The sequence below is a fragment of the Streptomyces sp. NPDC045778 genome, assembly GCF_056431945.1.
In genome coordinates, this window is record NZ_JBWKJZ010000012.1 from 109,863 (window position 1) to 131,238 (window position 21,376).

Sequence of the window (21,376 nt, forward strand, 5' to 3'; positions counted from 1 at the left end):
GCGGGGGCGTCACAGCCCCGCCGCGGCGACGGCCTCCTCCCAGCCGAGGCCGTCGCCCTCGGCGTACGCGGCGGCGTAGGCCTCGTCGCTCAGGGCCGCGCGGGCGGCGGCCTCCGCGGCCTCGCGGACCTCCCGCTCGAAGACGGTCCGCACATGGCCCGGCGGAAGGCGTCCGTCGGCCACCCCGATCAGGCGCGCGGCGGCGGCCGCGCGGCCAGGGTCGCTGTGGGCAAGGGCCCGGGCCACGGTCCCCAGGTGGACGGCGAGCAGCTGCGGGGCCACGATCAGCGACAGCGGGTCGGAGGCCTTCTCCAGGATCGAGCGGGCGCCCTCGAGCACGCTCTCGTAGTGGCCTTCGACGGTGTCGAGCCAGGCGGTGACGGCGAGCACCGTGCCGTCGAACACGGCGAAGCCGACGGCCTTGAACTCCTTGCGCAGCAGCACCAGCTGTTCCCGCGCCTCACGGACCCGGCCGTCCAGGCCGAGCAGCCCGACGAGGAAGATCCGGGCGGCGGGCAGCGCCCCGTCCAGGCGTCCCGCGCCCTCGGCCACGACGGTGCGCAGCAGCCGCTCGCCGCGCTCGCTCTCGCCCAGCTCCACGTGGACCGCGCCGAGCCGGGCCGTCAGGAGGGAGACCTGGGCCTTGGCGCCCAGCTGCTCGGCGTGGGCCATGGCGGCCGCGAAGTCCTCGGCGGCGAGCCGGAAGGCGCCGCGCCGCTCATGGGCCTCGGCGCGCGAGGACAGCGCCTCGGCCATGCCCCAGGTGTCGCCGAGCCGGGTGAAGATCTCCAGGGCCTCGTCGGCGTCGCGCCAGGCGTCGCCCGCCCAGTCGACGCGGTTGGCCAGGAGGTTGGCGCGCCACTGGAGGGCCCCGGCCAGCTCCCAGGTGTAGCCGAAGTCGCGGCAGGCGGCGACGGTGGTGTCGACGATCTCCCGGATCCGGCCGACGTCGCCGCCGAGCAGGACCGCGTAGAACCACAGGCTTCCGGGGTTCCGGCAGGTCTGCGGCAGGCCCGGCCGGTAGGCGTCGCGGATGGCGCGCAGCTTCTCCTCGGCCCGCGGGGTCTGCCAGGTGTCCGGGTCCATGTCCATGCAGGACATGTGCACCAGGTGCACGCCGCGCCGGGCCTCCTGGAGGACCTCGGGCCGCATCGGCGGCGGCATGTCCGTGCAGCGCTCGTGCAGCGGCTCCACCGGCGCGACGGGCGACGCGAACGGGTCGGGCCCGAGCGCCATCACCTCGCGGGACCAGTGCCTGGCCTCGGCGCGCAGGTTCCGCATCAGCCAGAACCACGACAGGGAGTGCACCAGGCACAGGGCCTCGTGTTCCTCGCGGGCGGCGACGGCGCGGCGCAGCGCGGTGCGCACGTTCTCGTACTCGTTCTCCAGGAGCGAGACGGCCGCGCGCTGGCCGTGGCCACGCAGCTCGGGCTCGGCGCGCCGGGCCAGCTCGCGGAAGTACGTGAGGTGCGCGCGCTCGGTCGCGACCCGCTCCCCCGACTCGTCGAGCCGCTCGGCGGCGTACTCGTGGACGGTTTCGAGGAGCCGGTAGCGCATCCCGCCGCCGACGGCCGAAGGGGCGGCGACGACCAGGGACTTGTCGACGAGCGAGCCGAGCAGGTCGGGCACGTCGCGCGGGTCGACCTCGACGTCCGCGAGGCCGGGGGCGGCGCACACCGCCTCCGCGGCGGCCAGGTCGCAGCCGCCCGCGCACACCGCGAGGCGGCGCAGGACGGCCCGCTCGGCGCGGTCGAGGAGGTCCCAGGACCAGTCGACGACGGCGCGCAGGGTCTGCTGGCGGGGCAGGACGGTGCGGGCCCCGTTCGTCAGGAGGCGGAAGCGGTCGTCGAGACGGTCGGCTATCTGGCGCGGGGTGAGCATCCGCAGCCGGGCCGCGGCCAGCTCGATGGCCAGCGGGAGCCCGTCGAGCCGCGCGCAGATCTCGGCGGCGGCCTCCGGGTCGTCCGTCACCCGGAAGCCCGGCCGTGCCGCCTGCCCCCGGTCGGCCAGCAGACGCAGCGCGAAGGGCCCCGGCAGCGGGCCGACGGGGCGAAGCGCCTCGCCGGGGACGCCGAGGGGTTCGCGGCTGGTGGCGAGGACGGTCAGGCCCGGGCAGGCCGCGAGGAGCCGCTCCGCGAGGTGGGCGGCGGCGTCCACCACGTGCTCGCAGTTGTCGAGGATGAGCAGCATCCGGCGGGGCGCGCAGTACTCGGTGAGCCTGAGGACCGGGTCGTCGCCGAGCCGCTCCGCCGCCGCGCGCAGCTCTCCCGCGCCCGCGCTGCGCAGCACGGTCTCGCGGGCGCCGAGCGCGGTGAGCACGGCCTCCGGTACGCCCTCGGGGTCGTCCAGGGGCGCGAGTTCGGCGAGCCACACGCCGTCCGGCGCGTCGATCCCCTCGGCGGCCTCCTGGGAGAGCCGGGTCTTGCCCGCCCCGCCCGGCCCGACCAGGGTGACGAGCCGGGCGCGGCCCAGGTCCTCCCGGATGGCGCCGATGTCGTCCGCGCGGCCGACGAAGGAGGTGAGCCGGGCGCGGAGGTTGCCGGGCGCGGCCCGCGCGCGCTCGCCCGCGGGCGGGTCCGGGACGGTGGCGGCGGGACCGGTGTCGTCCCCCGCCGGGCCGGGGCGCAGCAACTCCTCGTGCAGCACGCGCAGTTCGGGCCCCGGGTCGGTGCCGAGGCGGTCCGCGAGGACGCGGCGGACGTCGTCGTACGCGGCGAGGGCCTCCGCGCCGCGGCCCGCCGCGCGCAGGGCGCGCAGGCGCAGCGCCTGGAGCGGCTCGTCCAGCGGGTGCGTGTCGCACAGGGCGGTGATCTCGGGCAGGGCGCCCTCGGCCTGCCCGAGGGCGACGGCCGCGGCGAGGCGGGCGCGCCGGGCCTCCAGGTGCCGGGCCGCCCAGCGGGACGCGGGCGCGGCGTGGTCCGGCAGGTCGGCGAAGGCCTCCCCGTGCCAGAGGGCGAGCGCGTCGTCGAGGACGACGGCCGCCTTGGCCGGGTCGCCGTCGGCGAGGGCGCGCGTGCCCTCGCCGACGAGGCGCTCGAAGCGGTGCGCGTCCACGTCGTCCGGCGCCGCCCGCAGCTGGTAGCCGCCCTCCACCGAGGCGACGGCCGCCGCCCCGAGCGCCCGGCGCAGCCGGCCCACCAGCGCTTGCAGCGCCCCGGCCGCGTCGGCCGGGGTCTGGTCGCCCCACACCTCGTCGACCAGGACGGCCACCGGGACGGTCCGCCCCGGCCGCAGCGCGAGCGCCGCGAGCAGGGCACGCAGTCGGGCACCTCCGACGGCGGCGAGGGTGCCGTCGGGGCGCAGGGCCCGGGTGACGCCTAGAACGCGATATCGCACGCCCCCATTGTCGCCGTTCGCTCCCCGGGCCCGGGGCCGGGCTCCGCGGGGCCCGAGGAACCACCCGGCCGTCGCCGGACGTTCACGTACTCCTGCTGTACGGTCGGGCACGCCGCGCCAGGCCGCGCCTGCCGCGCGCCCGCTTCGGGCGTGCGGCGACCGCACGAACCCCAGGAGCCCCGCACCATGACCGGCCACTCCCACGGCGACCGCCGGGTCAGCCCCGTCTTCCTCGGCATCGCGGCCGTCACCGCGGTCAGCGGCTGGGCCGCCTGGACCGGCTTCGCGGACAACCCCGGCTTCGCCGTCTTCCTGTTCGTGACGTCGGCCTGGGTTGTCTCCCTGTGCCTGCACGAGTACGCGCACGCGCGCACCGCCCTGCACGGCGGTGACGTCTCCGTCGGGGCGAAGGGCTATCTGACCCTGAACCCGCTGAAATACACGCACGCGCTGCTCAGCATCGTGCTGCCCGTCCTCTTCGTGATCATGGGCGGCATCGGCCTGCCGGGCGGCGCCGTGTTCATCGAGCGCGGGCGGATCAGGGGCCGCTGGCGGCACAGCCTGATCTCGGCGGCGGGCCCGCTGACGAACGTGCTGTTCGCGATCGTGTGCACGGCCCCGTTCTGGCTGGACGCGCTCGACGGCGTCCCGGACACGTTCCGCTACGCGCTCGCGTTCCTCGCCCTGCTCCAGGTGACGGCGGCGATCCTGAACTTCCTGCCGATCCCGGGCCTGGACGGCTACGGCGTCATCGAGCCGTGGCTGTCGCACTCGGTCCGCCGCCAGGTGGAACCGTTCGCGCCGTTCGGCCTGCTCGCGGTGTTCGGCATCCTGTGGATCCCGGAGGTCAACCACGCCTTCTTCGACGCCGTGGACGCGATCCTGCGCGGCCTCGGCGTGGAGGAGTGGGACACCTACTGGGGCCAGCGCCTCTACCGCTTCTGGCAGGGCACCCCCGACATCCCCGAGATCACCGGCTAGCGGCGGCGGCCTCGCGCGCCTGCCGCTCCAGCTTGGCGCGGCGGACGTAGTACCAGGTCATGTTGGACGACAGGCCCGCGAGCAACACCCACACGATGCCGAGCAGGCTGCCCTGGGCGAAGGAGACCACCGCGGCGGCGACGGCCAGGACGCAGACGACGAGGGTGTACAGCGCTAGGCGGGGCATGGGGTTCGGCTCCTGATCACAGCAACGCGGCATTCCGGACGGACGTACCGCACCAGTGTCCCCCATGCCCCGCGCGCCGGGGCACAGGCCTAGACGTCGGTGACCCGGAGCCCCGCGTGCGCCTTGTAGCGCCGGTTGACGGAGATCAGGTTGGCGACGAGGGACTCCACCTGGTGGGCGTTCCGCAGCCGCCCGGCGAAGACACCGCGCATGCCGGGGATGCGGGCGGCGAGCGCCTGCACCTGGTCGGTGTCGGCGCGGCTCTCGCCGAGCACCATCACGTCCGTGTCGACCTCCTCGATCGAGGCGTCCTGGAGCAGCACGGCCGACAGGTGGTGGAAGGCGGCCGTCACCCGCGAATCGGGGAGCAGCGCGGCGGCCTGCTCGGCGGCGCTGCCCTCCTCGGGCTTGAGGGCGTACGCGCCCTTCTTGTCGAAGCCGAGCGGGTTCACGCAGTCGATCACGAGCTTGCCCGCGAGCGGTTCGCGCAGCGCTTCGAGGGTCTTGGCGTGGCCGTCCCACGGCACGGCGACGATCACGATGTCGCTGCGCCGCGCGCACTCGGCGTTGTCGGCGCCCTCGACGCCGAGGCCGAGGTCCGCGGCGGCGGCCTCGGCGCGCTCGGCCGCGCGGGAGCCGATGATCACCTTCTGCCCGGCGCGGGCGAGGCGGTAGGCGAGGCCGCGCCCCTGGTCACCGGTGCCGCCGAGGACCCCGACGACGAGCCCGGACACGTCGGGCAGGTCCCAGGGATCCTTGGCGGGCGCCTTCTGCACACTTTCCGTGGAAGTCATGGTCAGACCCTACGTCCGCGCCTTCCGCGGCCGCGGTCAGGTGAGCCGGTCGAGCGGCACCCGCCGGAAGGTGATCGTCTCGTACGCGCTGAAGTCACCGGTCTCGTACAGGAGTCCGACGGTGTCCTCGTCGACGCGTACGAGGTCGGAGTAGGCGGCGGGCAGCCCGTCGACGGTGTGGACGCGCCGCCAGGTGGTGCCGTCGTCGTCGCTCCTGCGGATGCTCATCCGCGCGCGGAAGCCGGGGTCGGCGGGGCCGGAGAAGAGCAGCACGTCGGGGTCGCGCACCTGGAGCACGCTGCACTCGACCACCGGGCCGGTCAGACAGGACTGCGGCCGGAACGGCTTGACCAGGCTCCTGCCGCCGTCCTCGGAGTGGGCGTCGGCGCGGTTGCCGGGGGCCGGCGAGTCGTTGCGGGTGTTGAAGTAGACGCGGCCGTCGGGGAGTTCGGCGGCGGTGGTCTCGTTGACGTTGATGTAGCCGTTGGTGTTGTCGTCGACGTAGCCGATGCGCCAGGTCTGGCCGAGGTTGTCGCTCAGCAGGCAGTGGCCGCCGTTGTACCGCCCCTCGGTGCCGTTGTCCGTGCCGGTGGGGGGCAGCGAGTGGTTGGCGGGCACCACGATCCGGCCGCCGCCGAGCTGGATCGCGTGGCCCGGCGTGGTCGCGTACCAGCGCCAGTCGGCCCGCTTCACCTGTTTGGTGATCTCCCGGGGCGTCGACCAGGTGAGCCCGTCGTCGTCGCTGTGCTGCACCCAGACCCTGCGGCCGTCCGCCGCGGTGACCCGGCCGCGCCGGATGGCGTCCTCGGTGGCCTCGGCCGCGTTCCTGACCTGGACGAGCAGGATCCGCCCGGTGTCGAGGACGACGGGTGCCGGATTCCCCGCCAGGTCGGTGCCGTTGGCGCCGACGACCTGGAGCGGGCCCCAGGTGCGACCGCCGTCGGTGGACCTCTTCAGTACGACGTCGATGTTCCCGAAGTCCTCCTGCGACCCGACGCGGCCCTCGCAGAAGGCCAGGACGGAGCCGTCGTGCGTGACGACGACCGCCGGGATGCGGAAGCTGGCGTACCCTTCGCGGCCCGCCCGGAACGGGACGGACACCTCATCTGTCTCCACTGCCATCCCCGCCCCTTCCCCACCTCGGGGGAATTCGTGGTGAACTCCGGCTGTACGAATGACTTGTTGAGGCAGTATGCGCCTCCATGGACGCGGTACGGGTCGCGCTGCTGCGCGAAGTTCTGAACGGCACCGAATGGCCGGACGCCACGCGCCGCTTCGCCGGGGCGCTGCGCGCCGGCGTGGTGCCCCACGGCGGGGGCCTGCTCCTGGTGGGCACGCACGAGTACGAGCCGTGGCACCTGGCCGCGCACCTCACGGACGAGGCCGCCTGGTCCGGCACGCCCGAGCTGACGCCCACGCTCGTGCGGCACCGGCCGCGGGCGGGGGCGCCCGCGCACCTGTCGGTGGGGCTCGGCCGCGTGGCGGCGGCCCGGCGCGGCGAGACGCTGCTCGTGGTCGCGCCCGGCACGCCCGCGCCGGGGCTGCTCTCCCGCGTCCATGACGCGCGGCGCGCGGGCGCCACGGTCTTCGCGCTCGGCGCGGACACGGGCGCGGGCGACGAACTCGGGGCGCTCGCGCATGAGGCGCTCACCGTGCCGCGCGCCGGTGACCTCGACCTGGACACGGTCCAGCACCTGGTGAGCGCGGCGACGGGCGAGAACAGCCTGCCCGCGCCGCGGGGGCGGCGCCGTGTGCGCGACCGGCTCTCCCGGCTCGCGGACCAGCTGACGGCGCCACCGCCGACGCGGTGGTGAGGGGCGGCCCGGGCCGCGGCGCCGGGGACCCGGGAAATCGTTTGCGCGCCGACATGCGCGCCGCTGACCATGACCCCTTGTGAAACGAATCGCCGCGATACTGCCCGACCTCTCCCCCTGGCGCTCCAGCCCGGACTTCCGCCTCCTCTGGGTCCAGGGCCTGGTCACCTACTTCGGCAGCTTCATGGCGCTGATCGCCCTGCCCCTCCAGATCAAGGACCTCACCGACTCGCCGCTCGCGGTCGGCGCGATGGGCGCGGTCGAGCTGGTGCCGCTGATCGTCTGCGGCCTGTACGGCGGGGCGCTCGCCGACGCGGTGGACCGGCGCAAGGTGATCCTCCTGACGGAGGCCGCGCTCGGTCTGCTCGCCCTCGTCCTGTTCGTCAACGCGCTGCTGCCGCAGCCGCTCCTGTGGCCCCTGTACCTGGTGGCGGCCGGGGTCTCCGGGCTCGCCGGGCTCCAGCGGCCCGCCCTCGACTCGCTCCTCGCCCGGATCGTGCCGCACGACCAGCTCACGGCCGCCGCCGCGCTCAACTCGCTGCGCTGGAACGTCGGCGCCATCGCCGGGCCCGCCCTCGCGGGCGTGGTCGTGGCCTACGCCGGGCACGCCAGCGCGTACGCCGTCACCGTCGCCGGCTTCGCCGCCTCCGTGGCGCTGTGCACCCGGCTCTCGCCCGCGCCCGCCGCGCACGGCGCGCCGAAGCCGTCGCTGCGGGGGCTCGCGGAGGGGGCGCGGTACGCGTGGTCGCGCCCTGTGCTCCTCGGCACCTACGCCATCGACGGGGCGGCCATGGTCTTCGCCTTCCCCAACACGATCTTCCCGTTCCTCGCGGACGACCTGGACGCGGAGTGGTCGCTCGGCCTGATGTACGCCGCGGGGGCCGTGGGGTCGCTGCTGCTCAGCCTCACCAGTGGGTGGACGTCACGGGTGCGGCGGCACGGGGTGCTCGTGGTGTGCGGGGCCGCCGGGTGGGGGCTCGCCGTCACGGCGGCGGGGCTCCTGTCGAACGTGTGGCTCGTCCTGGGCGCCCTCGCGCTCGCCGGGGCGGGTGACATGCTCAGCGGGCTCGCCCGCAGCACCATCTGGAACCAGACCATCCCCGACGAGCTGCGGGGGCGGCTCGCCGGGATCGAGGTCCTCTCCTACAGCGTCGGGCCGCAGCTCGGGCAGGTGCGGGCCGGGGCGGCGGCCGGGTGGACCGGGACGCGGCCCGCCATCTGGTCCGGGGGCCTCGTCTGCGTGGGCGCGGTGGCCGCGCTGTGCGCGGTGCTGCCGTCCTTGCTCTCCTACGACTCCCGCACCGACAAGGACGCCACTCGCCGCCGCACCACCGCTGCCGCTTAGCCTTGGCCGTGCGGGGCCCTGCCCTTGCCGCAACGGTTGCTCGGCGCCCAGGACTGTGCCCACCGGTCCCGCCCTGCGGCGATGCCGCGCTGCGCGCGACCGGGCCAGTCCCACCCACCCGCCCCCACCTGGAACGGCAGTCCGGGAGGGCACCACCCGCAAGCGCCCCGCGCCGGGGCCACACCCGGCAACGCCGGGGAAGCCCCGCGCAGCGGGAGGGCGGGGCCCGTCAGGGGGTGGGGTGGTCCGGGTCGGGGGTGTCGTGCCAGCGAGGGTCGGTGTCCCATTCCAGGTTCCGCTCGGACGCAGTCCGCATCGCGTGGACGGCCTCCTCCCGAGAGGCATAGGGCCCGAACCGGTCCTTGCCGGGACAGTCCGGACCCTCCTCGACCGTCTTGTGCTCCAGGCAGAAGTACCACTCCCCCGGTTTCCCGGAGGTCCGCTTCTTGAACAGCGCCATGACCGGCTCCCGTCTCCCGCGTCCTCTCCCGCCATGCTGCCCCATCCACGCTCGTTAGACTCGCTGGCATGTCTGGCCAGTCACTGCTCGTACCAGGGGAGCTGTCTCCCACCCGTTCCGTGCCCGGGAACATCAGGCGCCCGGAGTACGTCGGCAAACCCGCACCGACGCCGTACACCGGGCCGGAGGTGCAGACCCCGGAGACCGTCGAGCTGATGCGCACGGCGGGCCGCATCGCCGCGCGCGCGATGGAGGAGGCCGCCAAGGCCATCGCGCCGGGCGTGACCACCGACGAGCTGGACCGCATCGCGCACGCGTACATGTGCGACCACGGCGCGTACCCCTCGACGCTCGGCTACCGCGGCTTCCCGAAGTCGCTGTGCGCGTCGGTCAACGAGGTCATCTGCCACGGCATCCCGGACTCCACCGTCCTGCGCGACGGCGACATCGTGAACCTCGACGTCACCGCGTACATCGGCGGCGTACACGGCGACAACAACGCGACGTACCTGGTGGGCGACGTGGACGAGGAGTCGAGGCTCCTGGTCGAGCGCACCCGTGAGTCCCTGAACCGCGCCATCAAGGCCGTCAGGCCCGGCCGGCAGATCAACATCATCGGCCGTGTCATCGAGTCGTACGCCAAGCGCTTCGGCTACGGCGTGGTCCGGGACTTCACCGGCCACGGCATCAACACGTCGTTCCACTCCGGCCTGATCGTCCCGCACTACGACAGCCCGCACGCGACCACGGTCATCCAGCCCGGCATGACGTTCACGATCGAGCCGATGCTGACCCTCGGGACGCACGAGTACGACATGTGGGACGACGGCTGGACGGTCGTGACCAAGGACCGCAAGCGCACCGCGCAGTTCGAGCACACGCTGGTGGTGACGGACACCGGGGCGGAGATCCTCACCCTGCCGTAGTTCCTCGCTCTGCCGTGAGCCGGAGCGGCGCGTAACGTTTTTACCGACAGGGCGTCGGGAACCAGTTGACTTAGGTAAGCCTAACTTGGATGATCGGTCCTTGCCACACTGGTTTCCCGCCCTTCTCGGCATCCGGAGGTCCCGCATGGACTCGGCGATCCCTCAGCCCACCGCACCGCTCTCGTTCTCGACGCTCATCCGCACCGCGTCCCACGAACAGCACACGGAGGCGGAGACCTCGACGTTCATGGGCGACCTCCTCGGCGGCCGCCTCGGCGTCGACGCGTACGCGCGCTACACGGAACAGCTGTGGTTCGTCTACCGCGCCCTGGAGGACGGGGTCGAGGCCCTGCGCGAGGACCCCGTCGCCGGGCCCTTCCTCAAGGCCGAGCTGGAGCGCGTCGCCGAGCTGGAGCGGGACCTCGCCCACCTGCGGGGCCCCGGCTGGCGCGAGCGGGCGAGCGCGCTGCCCGCGACGGCCGCGTACGCGGCGCGGATCGAGGAGTGCGCGCGGACGTGGCCGGGCGGGTACGTGGCCCACCACTACACCCGCTACCTCGGCGACCTCTCCGGCGGGCAGATCATCCGGGGCCGGGCGGAGAAGGCCTGGGGGTTCGCCCGCAAGGGCGACGGCGTGCGGTTCTACGTCTTCGAGGGGATCCCCAACCCGGCCGCGTTCAAGCGGAGTTACCGCGAGCTGCTCGACCGGATCGAGGTCACCGTGCCCGACGAACTGGAGCGGCACCGGATCGTCGACGAATGCAAGCGGGCCTTCGCCCTGAACACGGCCCTGTTCCGGGACCTGGGCGGGGAGTTCCCGCACGCGGCCTAGGACCCGCTCGGCTCAGGGCCCCCAGGTGGCGTGCGACGGCAGCGCCACCCGGCCGCCCACCTCGATGAGGTCTCCGGGCCCCGGCGCCGTGATGATCTGAGAGCCGCGCCCTTGCGTGATGTTGAGGGCCCGGCCCAGCTGGTGGGTGAGGAGGAGGGCCGCAGCGCCGGTGGCCTCGTCCTCGCGGATGCCGTCGTTCCGCCCGGGGAAGCCCCGCGCCCGCACCCGCCCCGCGGCCTCGTCCTCCCACGCCCAGGCGTAGATCCACTCCCCGGCGGGCGGCACCGCGAGCGCCTCGACCTCGGCCGCCGAACCGTACGCCCGCAGCGTCCGCGGCGGCGCCCATGCGGCCCGAGCCGCGATCCAGGTGAACTCCCCGTCCTGCCGCGCCTCGACGACTCCGGCGGACGTGACCAGTTCGGGCACGTCGAGGAGCCAGGCGGCGCCCAGGCAGGGGTGTCCGGCGAAGGGCAGGCGCGTGGTGGGCGTGTAGATGTCGATGTGCCCGCGCTCGGGGTCGTCGACGAACACCGTCTCGCTGAAGCCGAGTTTCCCGGCGAGTGCCTGCCGCGCCTCGCGCGTGGGCACGCGGCCGCCGTTCCTGACGACGCCCAGCTCGTTGCCGTGCCGGCCCCCGGGGTCGCAGAAGACCCGCAGGACGTCGACCCCGGCGTGCACGTCGGTCCCACCGGGTGCGCCCGGCCCCTGTTCTTCGGTCACTTGGGCATTCAAGCATCCGGCGCCGCACGTGCGTGCGGCGCCGGACGAGGAGTTGGGGTCGTCACACCCCGGCCCGGGTCACGCCGGTGGCGTCACGCCCGCGCGCCGTGGCCGGGGTGGTGCCGCCGCGCCGCGTACACGGCGCCCGCGCCGGCCGCGACCACCGCGCCCGTGATCCCGAGCAGCGCGCCCGACGGGGTGCCGGAGCCGGTCTCCGCGAGGGCCCCGGTGTCCCCGCCGACGGAGCCACCGCCGCCCACGGACCCGGCGGGCCCGGTGTCGCCGCCCATGCCGGACGCTCCGGAGCCCGAGGGGCCCGTGGAGGACTCACCGGTGGAGGCCGGGGCGGGCGGGACGGCCGCCCGCTCGGACAGGGTGAGCACGACGGTCACCGGGTCGATCGGGTCGCCCGGCTTGTAGATGGAGCCCACGGTGCCGTTGGCGAACTGCCGCGCGCCCGCCGCCGTGAACTTCGCGGGGACCTTGCTGAGGAGCACCACGTCGTTCTTGGCGGCGTACGAGACGCGGGACAGGTCGAGCGTCGCGAACTTCACGTTGTCCCTCGTGCGGCCCTGCGCCTTCACGTCGGTGTAGAGCGTGCCCTTCTTGCCGCTGGCCTTGACCCTGAGGTCGCTGAACGTCATGTCGATGCCGTGCGCCTTGTACCGGAACCGCACGCTGCCGCCGAAGGAGGCGTCCACCGTCCTGGCGCTCGCGCTCCACTTGGCCTTGGCGTGCGGGAAGTCGTAGCCGCTCGCGGTCTTCTTGGCGCCGCCGGCCGTCGTCACCTTGCCGCCGGCGGAGATGTAGCGGCGGAAGCTCTCCTTCACGCCCCACGACATCTTGCCGCCGACGACCTTCTTCGGCTTGGCGGGGGCCGGGGTCGGCCTGGGCCCGGGCTTCGTCGGGGCGGTCGGGGTCGGCTTCGGCTTCGTGGGGGTCGACGGGGTCGGCTTCGGGCCGGGGTCGGGCGCGGCGGGCTTCACCGTGAGGGTGGCCGGGTCGAGCACCTCGCCCTCGCGGTACATGCCGTCGAAGGCTTCGGCGCCCTTGGCCGTCAGTTTCGCCGGGATGTCCTTGTACGTCATCGCGCCGCCCTCGCCGTGGCCCGGCTGGATGCCGTCGAGGTCGAGCGTGGCGAGGTCGATGTCGTCCTGCTTGGTGCCGTTGAGGGTGACGTCCGCGCGGATGGCGCCGGTCTTGCCCTTGGTGTGCACCTTCACGTCCGCGAGGGAGATGTCGAAGCGGTGCGCGGTGGAGGTGAAGCGGACGCCGCCCTTGAAGGCGGCCTTCAGGGTGTGGTCGCCGATGTCGTACGTGCCCTTGGCGCGGCCGAAGGTGAACACGCCGTTGCGCGGGGCCTGTCGGGCGCCGCCGCTGGTGGTGATCTTCCCGCCCGCGCCGTTCACCACGTACTCGCGGAAGGACTGCTTCAGGCCCCAGTCCAGGGTGCCGTCCACGATGCTGTGCACGGGCGGCGCCTGCGGGGCGCCTGCGGCGGGCTCGTCGGCGGCGAACGCCGGGAGGGTGAGCGCGCTCGCGCCGAGCGCTGCGGCCGTCGCGACGGCGGCCGCGCGGACTATGGGGCGGCGGGGGGCAGCCATGTCGGTGTGCTCCTTGGGATGGAGGGAGGGGAGAGCGGGGAAGGGAGGTTCAGGGGGTGCCGGTGGAGTCGTCGGCGGTGGCGGCCGCGCGGGCCGCGCGCCGCTTGCGGGTGAGACCGAAGGCCACGGCTGCCGCGACGAGCAGGGCGGCGACGGCGCCGACGGTGATCGGCAGGGCGGGCGAGGAGTCCGACGTGTCGTCCGCGGACCGCGCGGCCTTCTCCGTCCTCGGCCCGGCGTCCGGGGACTTCGCGGTCTCGGGCGCCGCGGCCGTGCCGAGGTCCGGCAGCGCGGGCAGGTCCGCCTTCCCGTCGACGGCGACGGCCAGCGACACGGGGTCCATCGCGGTGCCCGCCTTGTACATGGAGCCGAACGCCCTGGCCCCGTCCGCCGTGAGCTTCGCGGGCGCCTCGGTGACGGTGATGAGGCCGTCCTTCGGTTCGAGTCCCGCGAGGCCGGGACCGGTGAAGGTGACGAGCGGCGCCTTCTTCTTGGTGAAGTCACCGCTGTCGACGTCGGCGTAGAGCGTGCCCTCGCCGTCCTGGACGCCGACCGAGACCCGGCTCAGGGCGATGTCGAGACCGTGCCTGCCGGTGAAGCGGACGGCCCCGGTGAAGTCCGCGTCGAGGGTGCGCTTCTTCTCGTCGTACGAGCCCTCGCCGCGCGGGAAGCGGAACAGCGCGCCGCCGTCCAGGGCCCCGGCCGACAGGGTCCACTTGCCCTTGGCGATGGCTCCGGAGACGTACTCGCGGAAGGTGCGGCGCACGCCCCAGTCGACGGCGGCGTCCTCGATGCGCCCGGCGGGCTTCGCCTTCCCGTCCTTCTTCCGGTCCTTGCCGTCGGGCTTCTCCGGCTTGTCGGACGGCTTGTCGGACGGCTTGCCGGACGGTTTGCCGGACGGCTTGCCGCCGGTGGTCGCGGCGAGGTCCGTGGACAGGCTCACGGGGTCGAGCCGCGTGCCCGCCGTGTAGTACCCGGCGAAGGCCTTCGCGCCCCGGGCGGTGAGCGTGGCGGGGATGTTGGTGAGGGCGATCGGGCCCGAGCCGCCCTTCATGTCGATGCCCGACAGGTTCAGCGAGGCGAGGGGCACCTGCGCGGCCGATGTGACCTTCCCGGTGCCCTTGGCCTTGCTGACCACGTCGGCGTAGAGCGTGCCGGAGCCGCCGGAGACCTTCACGGTGGGGCGGCCGATCGTCAGGTCGAGCTGGTACGAGGAGCCCTTCTTGTGGCCGGTGAAGTGCACCCCGCCCGAGAAGGCGGCGCTGAAGGCTCCGTCGGCCGGGTCGTAGGACCCCTTGGCCGAGTGGAAGCGGAACTGGCTGCCGCCGACGGTCGCGGCGCCGCCCCGGAGGTTCCAACTGCCGTGCGCCATGGGCCCGGTGACATAGCTCTGGAACGAGGACTTGATGCCCCAGTCGAGCCTGCCGCCGCGCACGGTGCGCTCCTCGGCGTGGGCGACGGCCGCGGGCAGCAGCGCGGTGACGAGTCCGGCCGCTACCGCCACCACGGCGGCGCGGCCACCGTGGCCGCGGCGCGCTCGCGACGGTCTGGACGACGGCATGGGGCACCTCCAGGGCGAACGACGACCATCAAGGCCTAGATCGTTAGGTAAGGCTAACCTAAACTAAGATCTCGTCATCAGGGAACCACACGACAGGACGGTGGACTTCGGTGCGTAAGCCGCGCTCACTCCGGACGGCCGCCACCTTGGCGGCCGCACTCGCCCTCACCCTCGCCGGATGCGGAACCCCGGGTGACGGCGGATCAGGCGGAGGCGTCAAGGCGAAGGCGGCCGACGCCGACCGCGTCGAGCCGCTCACGGCCACACCCCGTCCGAAGCTCCCCGTGACCGTGGACTCCGCCGACGGCGAGAAGGTCACGGTGAAGGACACCAGCCGCATCGTGCCGCTCAGCGGCGGTCTGAACGAGATCGTGTTCACGCTTGGCCTCGGCCGGAACGTCGTCGCCCGGGACATCACCGCGACCTTCGACCAGGCCAGGAAGCTGCCCGTGGTGACGCGGGCCCACGACGTGTCGGCCGAGAGCGTGCTCTCCCTGAAGCCGACGGTCGTCCTCGCCGAGAGCACGACGGGCCCCGCGGAGGCCGTCGACCAGATCCGGGACGCGGGCATCCCGCTCGTCGTCCTCGACCCGGCCAAGGGCCTGGACGACGTCGGCCCGCGCATCGAGGCGGTCGCGCGGGCGCTCGGCGTGCCGAAGGCGGGCGCGGCCCTCACCTCCCGGACGCAAGCACGGCTCGACAAGGTGCGCCGGTCCGTGCCGGACAAGGGCAAGAAGCCGCGCGTGGCCTTCCTCTACCTGCGCGGCTCGGCCTCCGTCTATCTGCTCGGCGGCCGCGATTCGGGCGCCTCGTCCCTGCTGGAGGCGGCGGGAGCCCTCGACGCGGGCAAGGAGTCGGGCCTGCGGAAGGACTTCACGGCCATCACCAGCGAGGCCCTCGCGAAGGCCGCGCCGGACGCGATCCTGGTGATGTCCAAGGGGCTCGACTCGGTCGGCGGCGTCGAGGGCCTGGTGAAGATCCCGGGCGTGGCCGAGACCCCGGCGGGCCTGGACCGCCGCGTCGTCTCCGTCGAGGACGGCGTGCTCCTCAACTACGGCCCGCGCACGGACCGGGTCCTCGCCTCCCTCGTGGAGCAGCTGTACGGGGACGCCGAGTGACCCTGGTGACCGAGCCGCCCGCGGCGGCCCCCGCGCGCGAGCAGGGCACCGCCCGGCGCGGGCGGCGCGGCACGCCCGCGCTGCTCACCGCCGCCCTGACCGCCGCGCTCGCCGTGCTGTGCCTGCTGTCCGCCGGGCTCGGCGCGTACGACATCCCGCTCGGCGACGTCCTCGCCTCCGTCCAGCACCGCGCCGGCCTCGGCGGGCACGCGCTCGACCGGGTGGCGGAGAGCGTGCTGTGGAACGTACGCCTGCCGCGCGTGGTGCTCGCGCTGCTCGTGGGCGCGTCGCTCGGCTGCGCGGGCGCGCTGATGCAGGGCGTGTTCGGCAATCCGCTGGCCGAGCCGGGCGTCATCGGGATCTCCTCCGGCGCGGCCGTGGGCGCGGTCGCCTCGATCGCGCTCGGCCTGAGCTTCCTCGGCAACTGGACCGTCACGGTGTGCGCGTTCGTCGCCGGTCTCGTCACCGTGCTGCTGGTGTACGCCCTGTCGCGTGAGGGCGGCCGCAGCGAGGTGGTGACGCTGATCCTCACCGGCATCGCCGTGAACGCCTTCGCGGGCGCGCTGATCGGCCTGTTCATCTTCTTCGCCGACAACGCCCAGGTCTCGCAGATCACGTTCTGGCAGCTCGGCTCGCTCGCCCAGGCCACCTGGCCGAAGGTGCTCGCCGTCCTGCCGTGCGCGGCGGCCGGGCTGCTCGTCGCGCCTTGTTACGCCCGCAAGCTGGACCTGCTGGCGCTCGGCGAGAGGCCCGCGCGGCACCTGGGCGTGGACGTGGAGCGGCTGCGGGTCGTCCTGGTGCTCGTGGTGGCGCTGCTCACCGCGGCGGCCGTGGCGGTGGCCGGGATCGTCACGTTCGTGGGGCTGCTCGTGCCGCACCTGCTGCGGATGGCGGCCGGTCCCGGGCACCGCTTCCTGGTGCCGGGCAGCGCGCTCGGCGGGGCCGTGGTGCTCGTCGGCGCCGACCTCGCGGCCCGGACCGTGGCCGCCCCCGCCGAGCTGCCGCTCGGCGTCCTCACCGCGCTCTTCGGCAGCCCGTTCTTCTTCTGGCTGCTGCGCAGGACCCGTCGCAGGCAAGGGGGCTGGTCATGATCGGGCGGCTCTTCGGCGTGCGCGAGCGCGCGCTGCCCGGGCCCGTCGCGCCCGGTGACGTGCTGGCCGAGGCCGTGGACGCGCGGCTCTCGCTCGGCGGCCGGGAGGTCCTGGGGGGCGTGTCGGTGGCGGCCCGCGCGGGCGAGGTGCTGGCCCTCGTCGGCCCCAACGGCGCGGGGAAGTCCACCCTCCTGGCCGCGCTGGCCGCCGACCTGCCGCTCGCCTCCGGCTCCGTGCGGATCCACGGCCGGGCGGCCGGGGACTGGCCCGCTCCCGAACTGGCGCTGCGCCGGGCCGTGCTGCCGCAGTCGGCTGCGCTGTCCTTCCCCTTCCCCGTCGAGGACGTCGTACGGATGGGGCGCGCGCCCTGGGCCGGGACCCGCCTGGAGGAGGACGACGACAAGGCGGTGCGGGATGCGATGGCCGCCACGGAGGTCACGGAGTTCGCGGGGCGGCCGTTCTCCGCGCTCAGCGGCGGCGAGCGGGCCCGGGTCGCGCTCGCCCGCGTGCTCGCCCAGCGGGCGCCGCTGCTGCTGCTCGACGAGCCGACCGCCGCGCTCGACCTGCGCCACCAGGAGCTGGTCCTCAGGATCTGCCGGGAGCGCGCCGGGGCCGGGGACGCGGTGGTCGTCGTGTTGCACGACCTGGGTCTCGCGGCGGCGTACGCGGACCGCGCGGTGGTGCTGCACGCCGGGACCGTGGCGGCGGACGGCGCCCCCCACGACGTGTTCGGCGCGGAGCTGCTGTCCGGCGTGTACCGCCAGCCGATCGAGGTGTTCCCGCACCCGCGCACCGGCAAGCCGCTGGTCACACCGGTGCGCGAGGGCGGCTGACGGCGTCCGCGCGGGCGCGGGCCGCCGCTCGTCGAGCACCCCTCTGGGCGGATCGCTCACCCCGTACATCCCCCGGGCGCGTTCGGCGGTCTACGTCATCCCGTCCGGGGGCGGTACGAGGGCGACTGGTGGAGCCGTGCGCTGTGCACCGGGAAGGCGTGAGTGGTGTTCGGCACCTTTCTGATCGGTCTGCGGGCGGGCCTGGCCGCCGCGCTCGTGGTGAGCGTCCTCGCCGCGCGCCTGGCGAGGGCGGGGCGCCGCGAGGCACTGGCCCCGGCAGGGGCCGGCGCAGGGGCCGCGGCGGCGTTGTTCCTCGGCTTCGGCTGCGTCCTCACCTTCGGCTCACGGGAGTTGACGGCCGAGGCGCGGGAGGTGCTCGGTGGTTCCCTTTCGGTCCTCGCGGCGGCGCTCGTGACGTGGCTGGTCCTGCGGGCGCGGCCGGATGCCGCCCCGCGGTCGAGCACGGCTGCGCCGGCCGCGACGGCGTTCCTGGCCGTGGGCCGCGAGGGCCTGGAGACCTCCCTGCTCGTCTGGGCCTCCGTGCGCACGGCGGACGACGGCACGTACACGCCGCTGCTCGCCGTGGTCCTGGGTCTGCTCACCGCGGCCGCGCTCGGCCTGCTCTGCCGCCGCGGCGTCCTGCGCGTCGGCGGCGCCGGGTTCTTCACCTGGACCGGGGCGCTGCTCCTCGTGGTGGCGGCGGGCTTCCTCGCGTACGGCGCGCGTGCCTTCCAGGCGGCGCGGCTCCTCGGCGGCGTCGAGGACGTGGCGTTCGACGTCAGCGCGGCGATTCCGCCGGACCGTTGGTACGGCGCCCTCGTGGAGGGCGTGTTCGTCCTGCCGCCGCAGCCGACGGTCCTCCAGGCCGTCGTCTGGTCGCTGTACTTGGCATCGGCCCTCGCGGTGTTCCTGACGGCGCCCCCGCGCCGGGGCCCGGCGGGGCCCCGGTAGGGTTCGGGCCCGGGAGCGGGGAGAGCGAAGGGGTCCCATGAACAGGGTGCGCAGGCTCGGGCGGTCCGGTGCCTCGGCGGCAGCGGCACTGGTCCTGTCGGTGACGGCGAGCGGATGCGTGACGGTGCACGGGGAGCGGGAGGTCATCCCCACCGCCACCAAGGCCGAGGCCGCCCGGGCCCTCAAGGAGTTCACGCGCGCCTACAACAAGGCCGACAAGGCCTACGACCCCGCCCTGGACGCGGCCCGCGTCACCGGACCGCTCGGCGCCATCAACCAGGCGGGCCTCAAAGCGCGGCGCGCGCAGCACCCGGGCGGCAACACGCGGCACGTGCCGCTGCGGTTCACCGACGTCGAGTACGCCATCCCGAAGAAGGCGGGCTGGCCCCGGTTCTTCGTCGTCAACGCCCTCAGCAACCGCAAGCCGCACGGCTTCCGCTGGTTGATCGTCTTCACCCGCGGCAGCGGGGACCAGCTGTGGGAGGCCACGTATCTGAACCTGGTCCTTCCCGGCCGGATCCCGGACCTGAAGAAGGACGAGGACGGATACGCGGAGCCGGTCGCCGTCGACCAGGCCGGGCTCGCGGTGGCGCCCCGGCGCCTCGGTGCGGAGTACACGGCGTTCCTCAAGTCGGGCGGCGACGCGTTCGCGCCCGGCCCGCACACCACGCAGTGGAAGGCGGCCCGCGACAAGAACGGCAGGCGCCTCGGCCTCGCCGTGCAGTACCTGGACGAGCCCCGGAACACCGGCGCGTTCGCCCCCGTGGGCCTGCGTACCCGCGACGGCGGCGCGCTCGTCTTCTTCTCCACCCACCACTACGAGAAGCAGACGGCGTCCAAGGGCCTCACGGTCGACGTGGAACCGGACGTCAAGGCCCTCATGAAGGGCGAGGCCAAGCAGTCCGTCACCCTGGAGCGCGTCTCGAACCAGGTCTCCCTGACCCCCGGCTCCCGGGGCGAGATCTCGATACTGGGCCGCATGCAGGGCCTGGTCGGGGCGAAGGGCGAGTAGCCCTCAGCCGCGCAGCGGCCAGGCGGCCACGTCGCCCTGCGGCTCCCCCGCGTACCGGGCGCATTCGTCGGTGAGGATCTCCAGGAGGGTCAGCGGGTCGGGCAGGGGGAACTCGGGCCCGCGGACCCAGCCGACCGCCAGGTCACCCGGAAGGCGCGCGGGCGGTACGAGGACGTAGGACCCGCGGCAGTGCCAGCGGAGGCCCGGGTGCTCGTCCATCGTCTCCGGGTGGCAGTCCAGCTCGCAGGGCCACCACTCGTCCTCGTCCTCCGGCGTCCCTCGCGTGGCGGTGAAGAACAGCATCCGCGCCTGCCCGTGCGCGCCCTCGGACTCGGCGACGGGCCCGACCTCGATGCCGTCCGCGAGCAGCCGCTCAAGGGCGGCGCGGCCCGCCTCAAGGGGCACGTCGAGGACGTCGTGCACCATGCCGGTCGCGGTGATGAAGTTGGCCTGCGGCTGGTGCCGTGCCCAGCGCTCGATCTGCGCGCGGTCGGTGGTGGACTGGGTCTGCCAGGCGAAGGAGACGGGGTGCCGGGCGGGCGTGGGACAGCCGATGCGGTCGCAGGAACAGCGGTATCCGGCGGGGTGCGCGGCCGGGGCGAGCGGAAGGCCCGCTGCGGCGACGGCGAGCAGCAGGTCCTCACGGCGCGTGGCCTCGGCGGCACCGTCCGCGCCCGCACGTGATCGCCGGCGAAGCCATTGGGAGATCCTGCCCTGCGCGCCGGACGTCCGGCCGAACTCCGCGCCCATCTATCCCCTCACCTCGCCGTCGTGCGGAACAGCATGACCTATGGTCCCACCATCCTGCTCCCCGGGTGGCCGTAGCCCACATCCGAGGTAGCTGGGGTGATGCAAGGCGGGGGGTGACATAGCGCGTCATTACGGGCGAAGAGGCGATTTCCACTCCTACGGTGGTCGCCATGGTCACACGGACTGTGCTGTCACTCTCGGGCGTCACCGCCCTGGCCCTCACCGGACCCACCGCCTTCCTGGCCCCGCTGGAGTGGGGCGGGGGCCCGCTCACGGTCGACGCGCTGCCGCCGTTCGTCTACACCGCGCACCGGGGCGGTGCCCTTGAGGTGCCGGAGAACAGCATGTCGGGCCTGATGACGGCGTTCGAGCGGGGCACGGCACAGGTCATCGACGCCGATACGCGGATGCTGGCCGACGGCACCCTGGTGGTCATGCACGACGCGACCCTGGACCGCACGACGTACGCGACGGGCCCGGTGAACCTGCTGACGGCCCGCGAGTGGCAGCACGTACTGCTGCGGCCGCAGCGGCACGTGCCCGGGTTCTGGCGGATCGAGCGGCCGCCGACGGTGACGGAGGTGCTCGACCGGTTCGGCGGGCGGGTCATGCTGATGCTGGAGGCGAAGGACCCGGAGAGCCTGAACCGGCTGAGCGCGCTGATCCACGAGCGCGGCCTGGCCCGCTCGGTGTTCGTGAACTCCAACAAGCCCTGGGTGGCCCGGCGCGCGCACCACCTGGGCCTGCTCGCGCAGCTGTGGCGGTCCGGGCGGCAGCTGCGCACGGACCGGCCGGAGCGCTGGGCGGCGTTCGTCGACGTACTGGACGTGGACTACAAGGCGCGCGACGAGGATCTCAGGCGTGCGGTGAACTCCGGCATCCCGCGCGTGTGGGCGCACACCGTGACCACGCCCGCGCAGCGCGACCGGGTGCTCCGGCTCGGCTGCGACGGCGTGATCACGGACGCCCCTGGGCTGCTCACGCGGACGCCGGTCAAGGGCGGCAAGGCGGCGCGACGCCTGCTGGGACCGCTCAACCAGCGGTGATCCGCGCCGCCTTGC

20 protein-coding genes are annotated in these 21,376 nt (G+C 74.3%); 11 read left to right on the top strand and 9 right to left on the bottom strand.

Features of this window, described 5'->3' with window-relative positions; genetic code table 11:
- Nucleotides 1-9 precede the first annotated feature (9 nt).
- Nucleotides 10-3,336: a BTAD domain-containing putative transcriptional regulator gene (locus AC07GB_RS17595; RefSeq protein ID WP_478846274.1), complete on the bottom strand. Its 3,327-nt coding sequence runs from the start codon at nucleotides 3,334-3,336 to the stop codon at nucleotides 10-12.
- A gap of 186 nt (nucleotides 3,337-3,522) precedes the next feature.
- Here AC07GB_RS17595 and AC07GB_RS17600 point away from each other — a divergent pair, with 186 nt between their 5' ends.
- Nucleotides 3,523-4,317, top strand: a complete 795-nt coding sequence (locus AC07GB_RS17600; RefSeq protein ID WP_478846276.1) for a site-2 protease family protein — start codon at nucleotides 3,523-3,525, stop codon at nucleotides 4,315-4,317.
- Here AC07GB_RS17600 and AC07GB_RS17605 read toward each other — a convergent pair.
- The 3 genes from AC07GB_RS17605 to AC07GB_RS17615 are packed head-to-tail and all read right to left on the bottom strand — an operon-like array spanning nucleotide 4,307 to nucleotide 6,420.
- Nucleotides 4,307-4,570 (bottom strand): hypothetical protein, encoded by a 264-nt coding sequence (locus AC07GB_RS17605; RefSeq protein WP_478846278.1) that lies wholly within the window; start codon nucleotides 4,568-4,570, stop codon nucleotides 4,307-4,309. The two genes, AC07GB_RS17600 and AC07GB_RS17605, sit on opposite strands and share 11 nt — an antisense overlap.
- A gap of 23 nt (nucleotides 4,571-4,593) precedes the next feature.
- Nucleotides 4,594-5,298, bottom strand: coding sequence for an NADPH-dependent F420 reductase (gene npdG / locus AC07GB_RS17610; RefSeq protein WP_478846280.1), 705 nt, complete (start codon nucleotides 5,296-5,298; stop codon nucleotides 4,594-4,596).
- Between the two features lie 36 nt (nucleotides 5,299-5,334).
- Nucleotides 5,335-6,420 carry a sialidase family protein gene (locus AC07GB_RS17615; protein ID WP_478846282.1) on the bottom strand — a complete coding sequence of 362 codons (1,086 nt, stop codon included), beginning with the start codon at nucleotides 6,418-6,420 and terminating at the stop codon, nucleotides 5,335-5,337.
- Between the two features lie 80 nt (nucleotides 6,421-6,500).
- Between AC07GB_RS17615 and AC07GB_RS17620 the strand changes: the two genes are divergently transcribed.
- Nucleotides 6,501-7,112, top strand: a complete 612-nt coding sequence (locus AC07GB_RS17620; protein WP_478846284.1) for a hypothetical protein — start codon at nucleotides 6,501-6,503, stop codon at nucleotides 7,110-7,112.
- Nucleotides 7,113-7,191: 79 nt separating this feature from the next.
- The gene (locus AC07GB_RS17625; protein WP_478846286.1) at nucleotides 7,192-8,457 is read left to right on the top strand and encodes an MFS transporter; all 1,266 of its coding nucleotides are present in this window, start codon (nucleotides 7,192-7,194) and stop codon (nucleotides 8,455-8,457) included.
- A gap of 229 nt (nucleotides 8,458-8,686) precedes the next feature.
- Here the strand turns inward: AC07GB_RS17625 and AC07GB_RS17630 are convergent, their stop codons facing one another.
- Nucleotides 8,687-8,917, bottom strand: coding sequence for a hypothetical protein (locus AC07GB_RS17630; RefSeq protein WP_478846288.1), 231 nt, complete (start codon nucleotides 8,915-8,917; stop codon nucleotides 8,687-8,689).
- Nucleotides 8,918-8,985: 68 nt separating this feature from the next.
- Here AC07GB_RS17630 and map point away from each other — a divergent pair, with 68 nt between their 5' ends.
- Nucleotides 8,986-9,843: a type I methionyl aminopeptidase gene (gene map, locus AC07GB_RS17635; RefSeq protein WP_150510700.1), complete on the top strand. Its 858-nt coding sequence runs from the start codon at nucleotides 8,986-8,988 to the stop codon at nucleotides 9,841-9,843.
- A 145-nt stretch (nucleotides 9,844-9,988) separates the two neighbouring features.
- Nucleotides 9,989-10,675 (top strand): biliverdin-producing heme oxygenase, encoded by a 687-nt coding sequence (locus tag AC07GB_RS17640; RefSeq protein WP_478846290.1) that lies wholly within the window; start codon nucleotides 9,989-9,991, stop codon nucleotides 10,673-10,675.
- A 12-nt stretch (nucleotides 10,676-10,687) separates the two neighbouring features.
- Here AC07GB_RS17640 and AC07GB_RS17645 read toward each other — a convergent pair whose 3' ends face one another.
- From AC07GB_RS17645 to AC07GB_RS17655, 3 genes are all read right to left on the bottom strand, one after another.
- Nucleotides 10,688-11,395 (bottom strand): PhzF family phenazine biosynthesis protein, encoded by a 708-nt coding sequence (locus AC07GB_RS17645; RefSeq protein ID WP_478846292.1) that lies wholly within the window; start codon nucleotides 11,393-11,395, stop codon nucleotides 10,688-10,690.
- A 92-nt stretch (nucleotides 11,396-11,487) separates the two neighbouring features.
- A complete protein-coding gene (locus AC07GB_RS17650; RefSeq protein ID WP_478846294.1) occupies nucleotides 11,488-12,999 on the bottom strand; it encodes an HtaA domain-containing protein in 1,512 nt (503 codons plus the stop codon).
- A 49-nt stretch (nucleotides 13,000-13,048) separates the two neighbouring features.
- The gene (locus AC07GB_RS17655; RefSeq protein WP_478846296.1) at nucleotides 13,049-14,560 is read right to left on the bottom strand and encodes an HtaA domain-containing protein; all 1,512 of its coding nucleotides are present in this window, start codon (nucleotides 14,558-14,560) and stop codon (nucleotides 13,049-13,051) included.
- Nucleotides 14,561-14,670: 110 nt separating this feature from the next.
- Between AC07GB_RS17655 and AC07GB_RS17660 the strand changes: the two genes are divergently transcribed.
- The 5 genes from AC07GB_RS17660 to AC07GB_RS17680 all read left to right on the top strand — a co-directional run bounded on the left by AC07GB_RS17660 (nucleotide 14,671) and on the right by AC07GB_RS17680 (nucleotide 19,565).
- Nucleotides 14,671-15,678 (top strand): heme/hemin ABC transporter substrate-binding protein, encoded by a 1,008-nt coding sequence (locus tag AC07GB_RS17660; RefSeq protein ID WP_478846298.1) that lies wholly within the window; start codon nucleotides 14,671-14,673, stop codon nucleotides 15,676-15,678.
- A complete protein-coding gene (locus AC07GB_RS17665) occupies nucleotides 15,675-16,769 on the top strand; it encodes a FecCD family ABC transporter permease (protein WP_478846300.1) in 1,095 nt (364 codons plus the stop codon). Before AC07GB_RS17660 ends, AC07GB_RS17665 begins: the two co-directional genes overlap by 4 nt.
- Nucleotides 16,766-17,602 (top strand): heme ABC transporter ATP-binding protein, encoded by an 837-nt coding sequence (locus tag AC07GB_RS17670; RefSeq protein ID WP_478846302.1) that lies wholly within the window; start codon nucleotides 16,766-16,768, stop codon nucleotides 17,600-17,602. The genes AC07GB_RS17665 and AC07GB_RS17670 overlap by 4 nt, the downstream gene beginning before the upstream one ends.
- A 165-nt stretch (nucleotides 17,603-17,767) precedes the next feature.
- Nucleotides 17,768-18,553, top strand: a complete 786-nt coding sequence (locus tag AC07GB_RS17675; RefSeq protein WP_478846304.1) for an FTR1 family protein — start codon at nucleotides 17,768-17,770, stop codon at nucleotides 18,551-18,553.
- Between the two features lie 37 nt (nucleotides 18,554-18,590).
- Nucleotides 18,591-19,565 (top strand): SCO2278 family lipoprotein, encoded by a 975-nt coding sequence (locus AC07GB_RS17680; protein WP_478846306.1) that lies wholly within the window; start codon nucleotides 18,591-18,593, stop codon nucleotides 19,563-19,565.
- 3 nt (nucleotides 19,566-19,568) lie between these two features.
- On the opposite strand, the gene AC07GB_RS17685 is transcribed toward AC07GB_RS17680, so the two are convergent.
- A complete protein-coding gene (locus AC07GB_RS17685; RefSeq protein ID WP_478846308.1) occupies nucleotides 19,569-20,315 on the bottom strand; it encodes a bifunctional DNA primase/polymerase in 747 nt (248 codons plus the stop codon).
- Between the two features lie 170 nt (nucleotides 20,316-20,485).
- On the opposite strand from AC07GB_RS17685, the gene AC07GB_RS17690 reads away from it, so the two are divergent.
- Nucleotides 20,486-21,361, top strand: a complete 876-nt coding sequence (locus tag AC07GB_RS17690) for a glycerophosphodiester phosphodiesterase (protein WP_478846309.1) — start codon at nucleotides 20,486-20,488, stop codon at nucleotides 21,359-21,361.
- The last annotated feature ends 15 nt before the right edge of the window (nucleotides 21,362-21,376 follow it).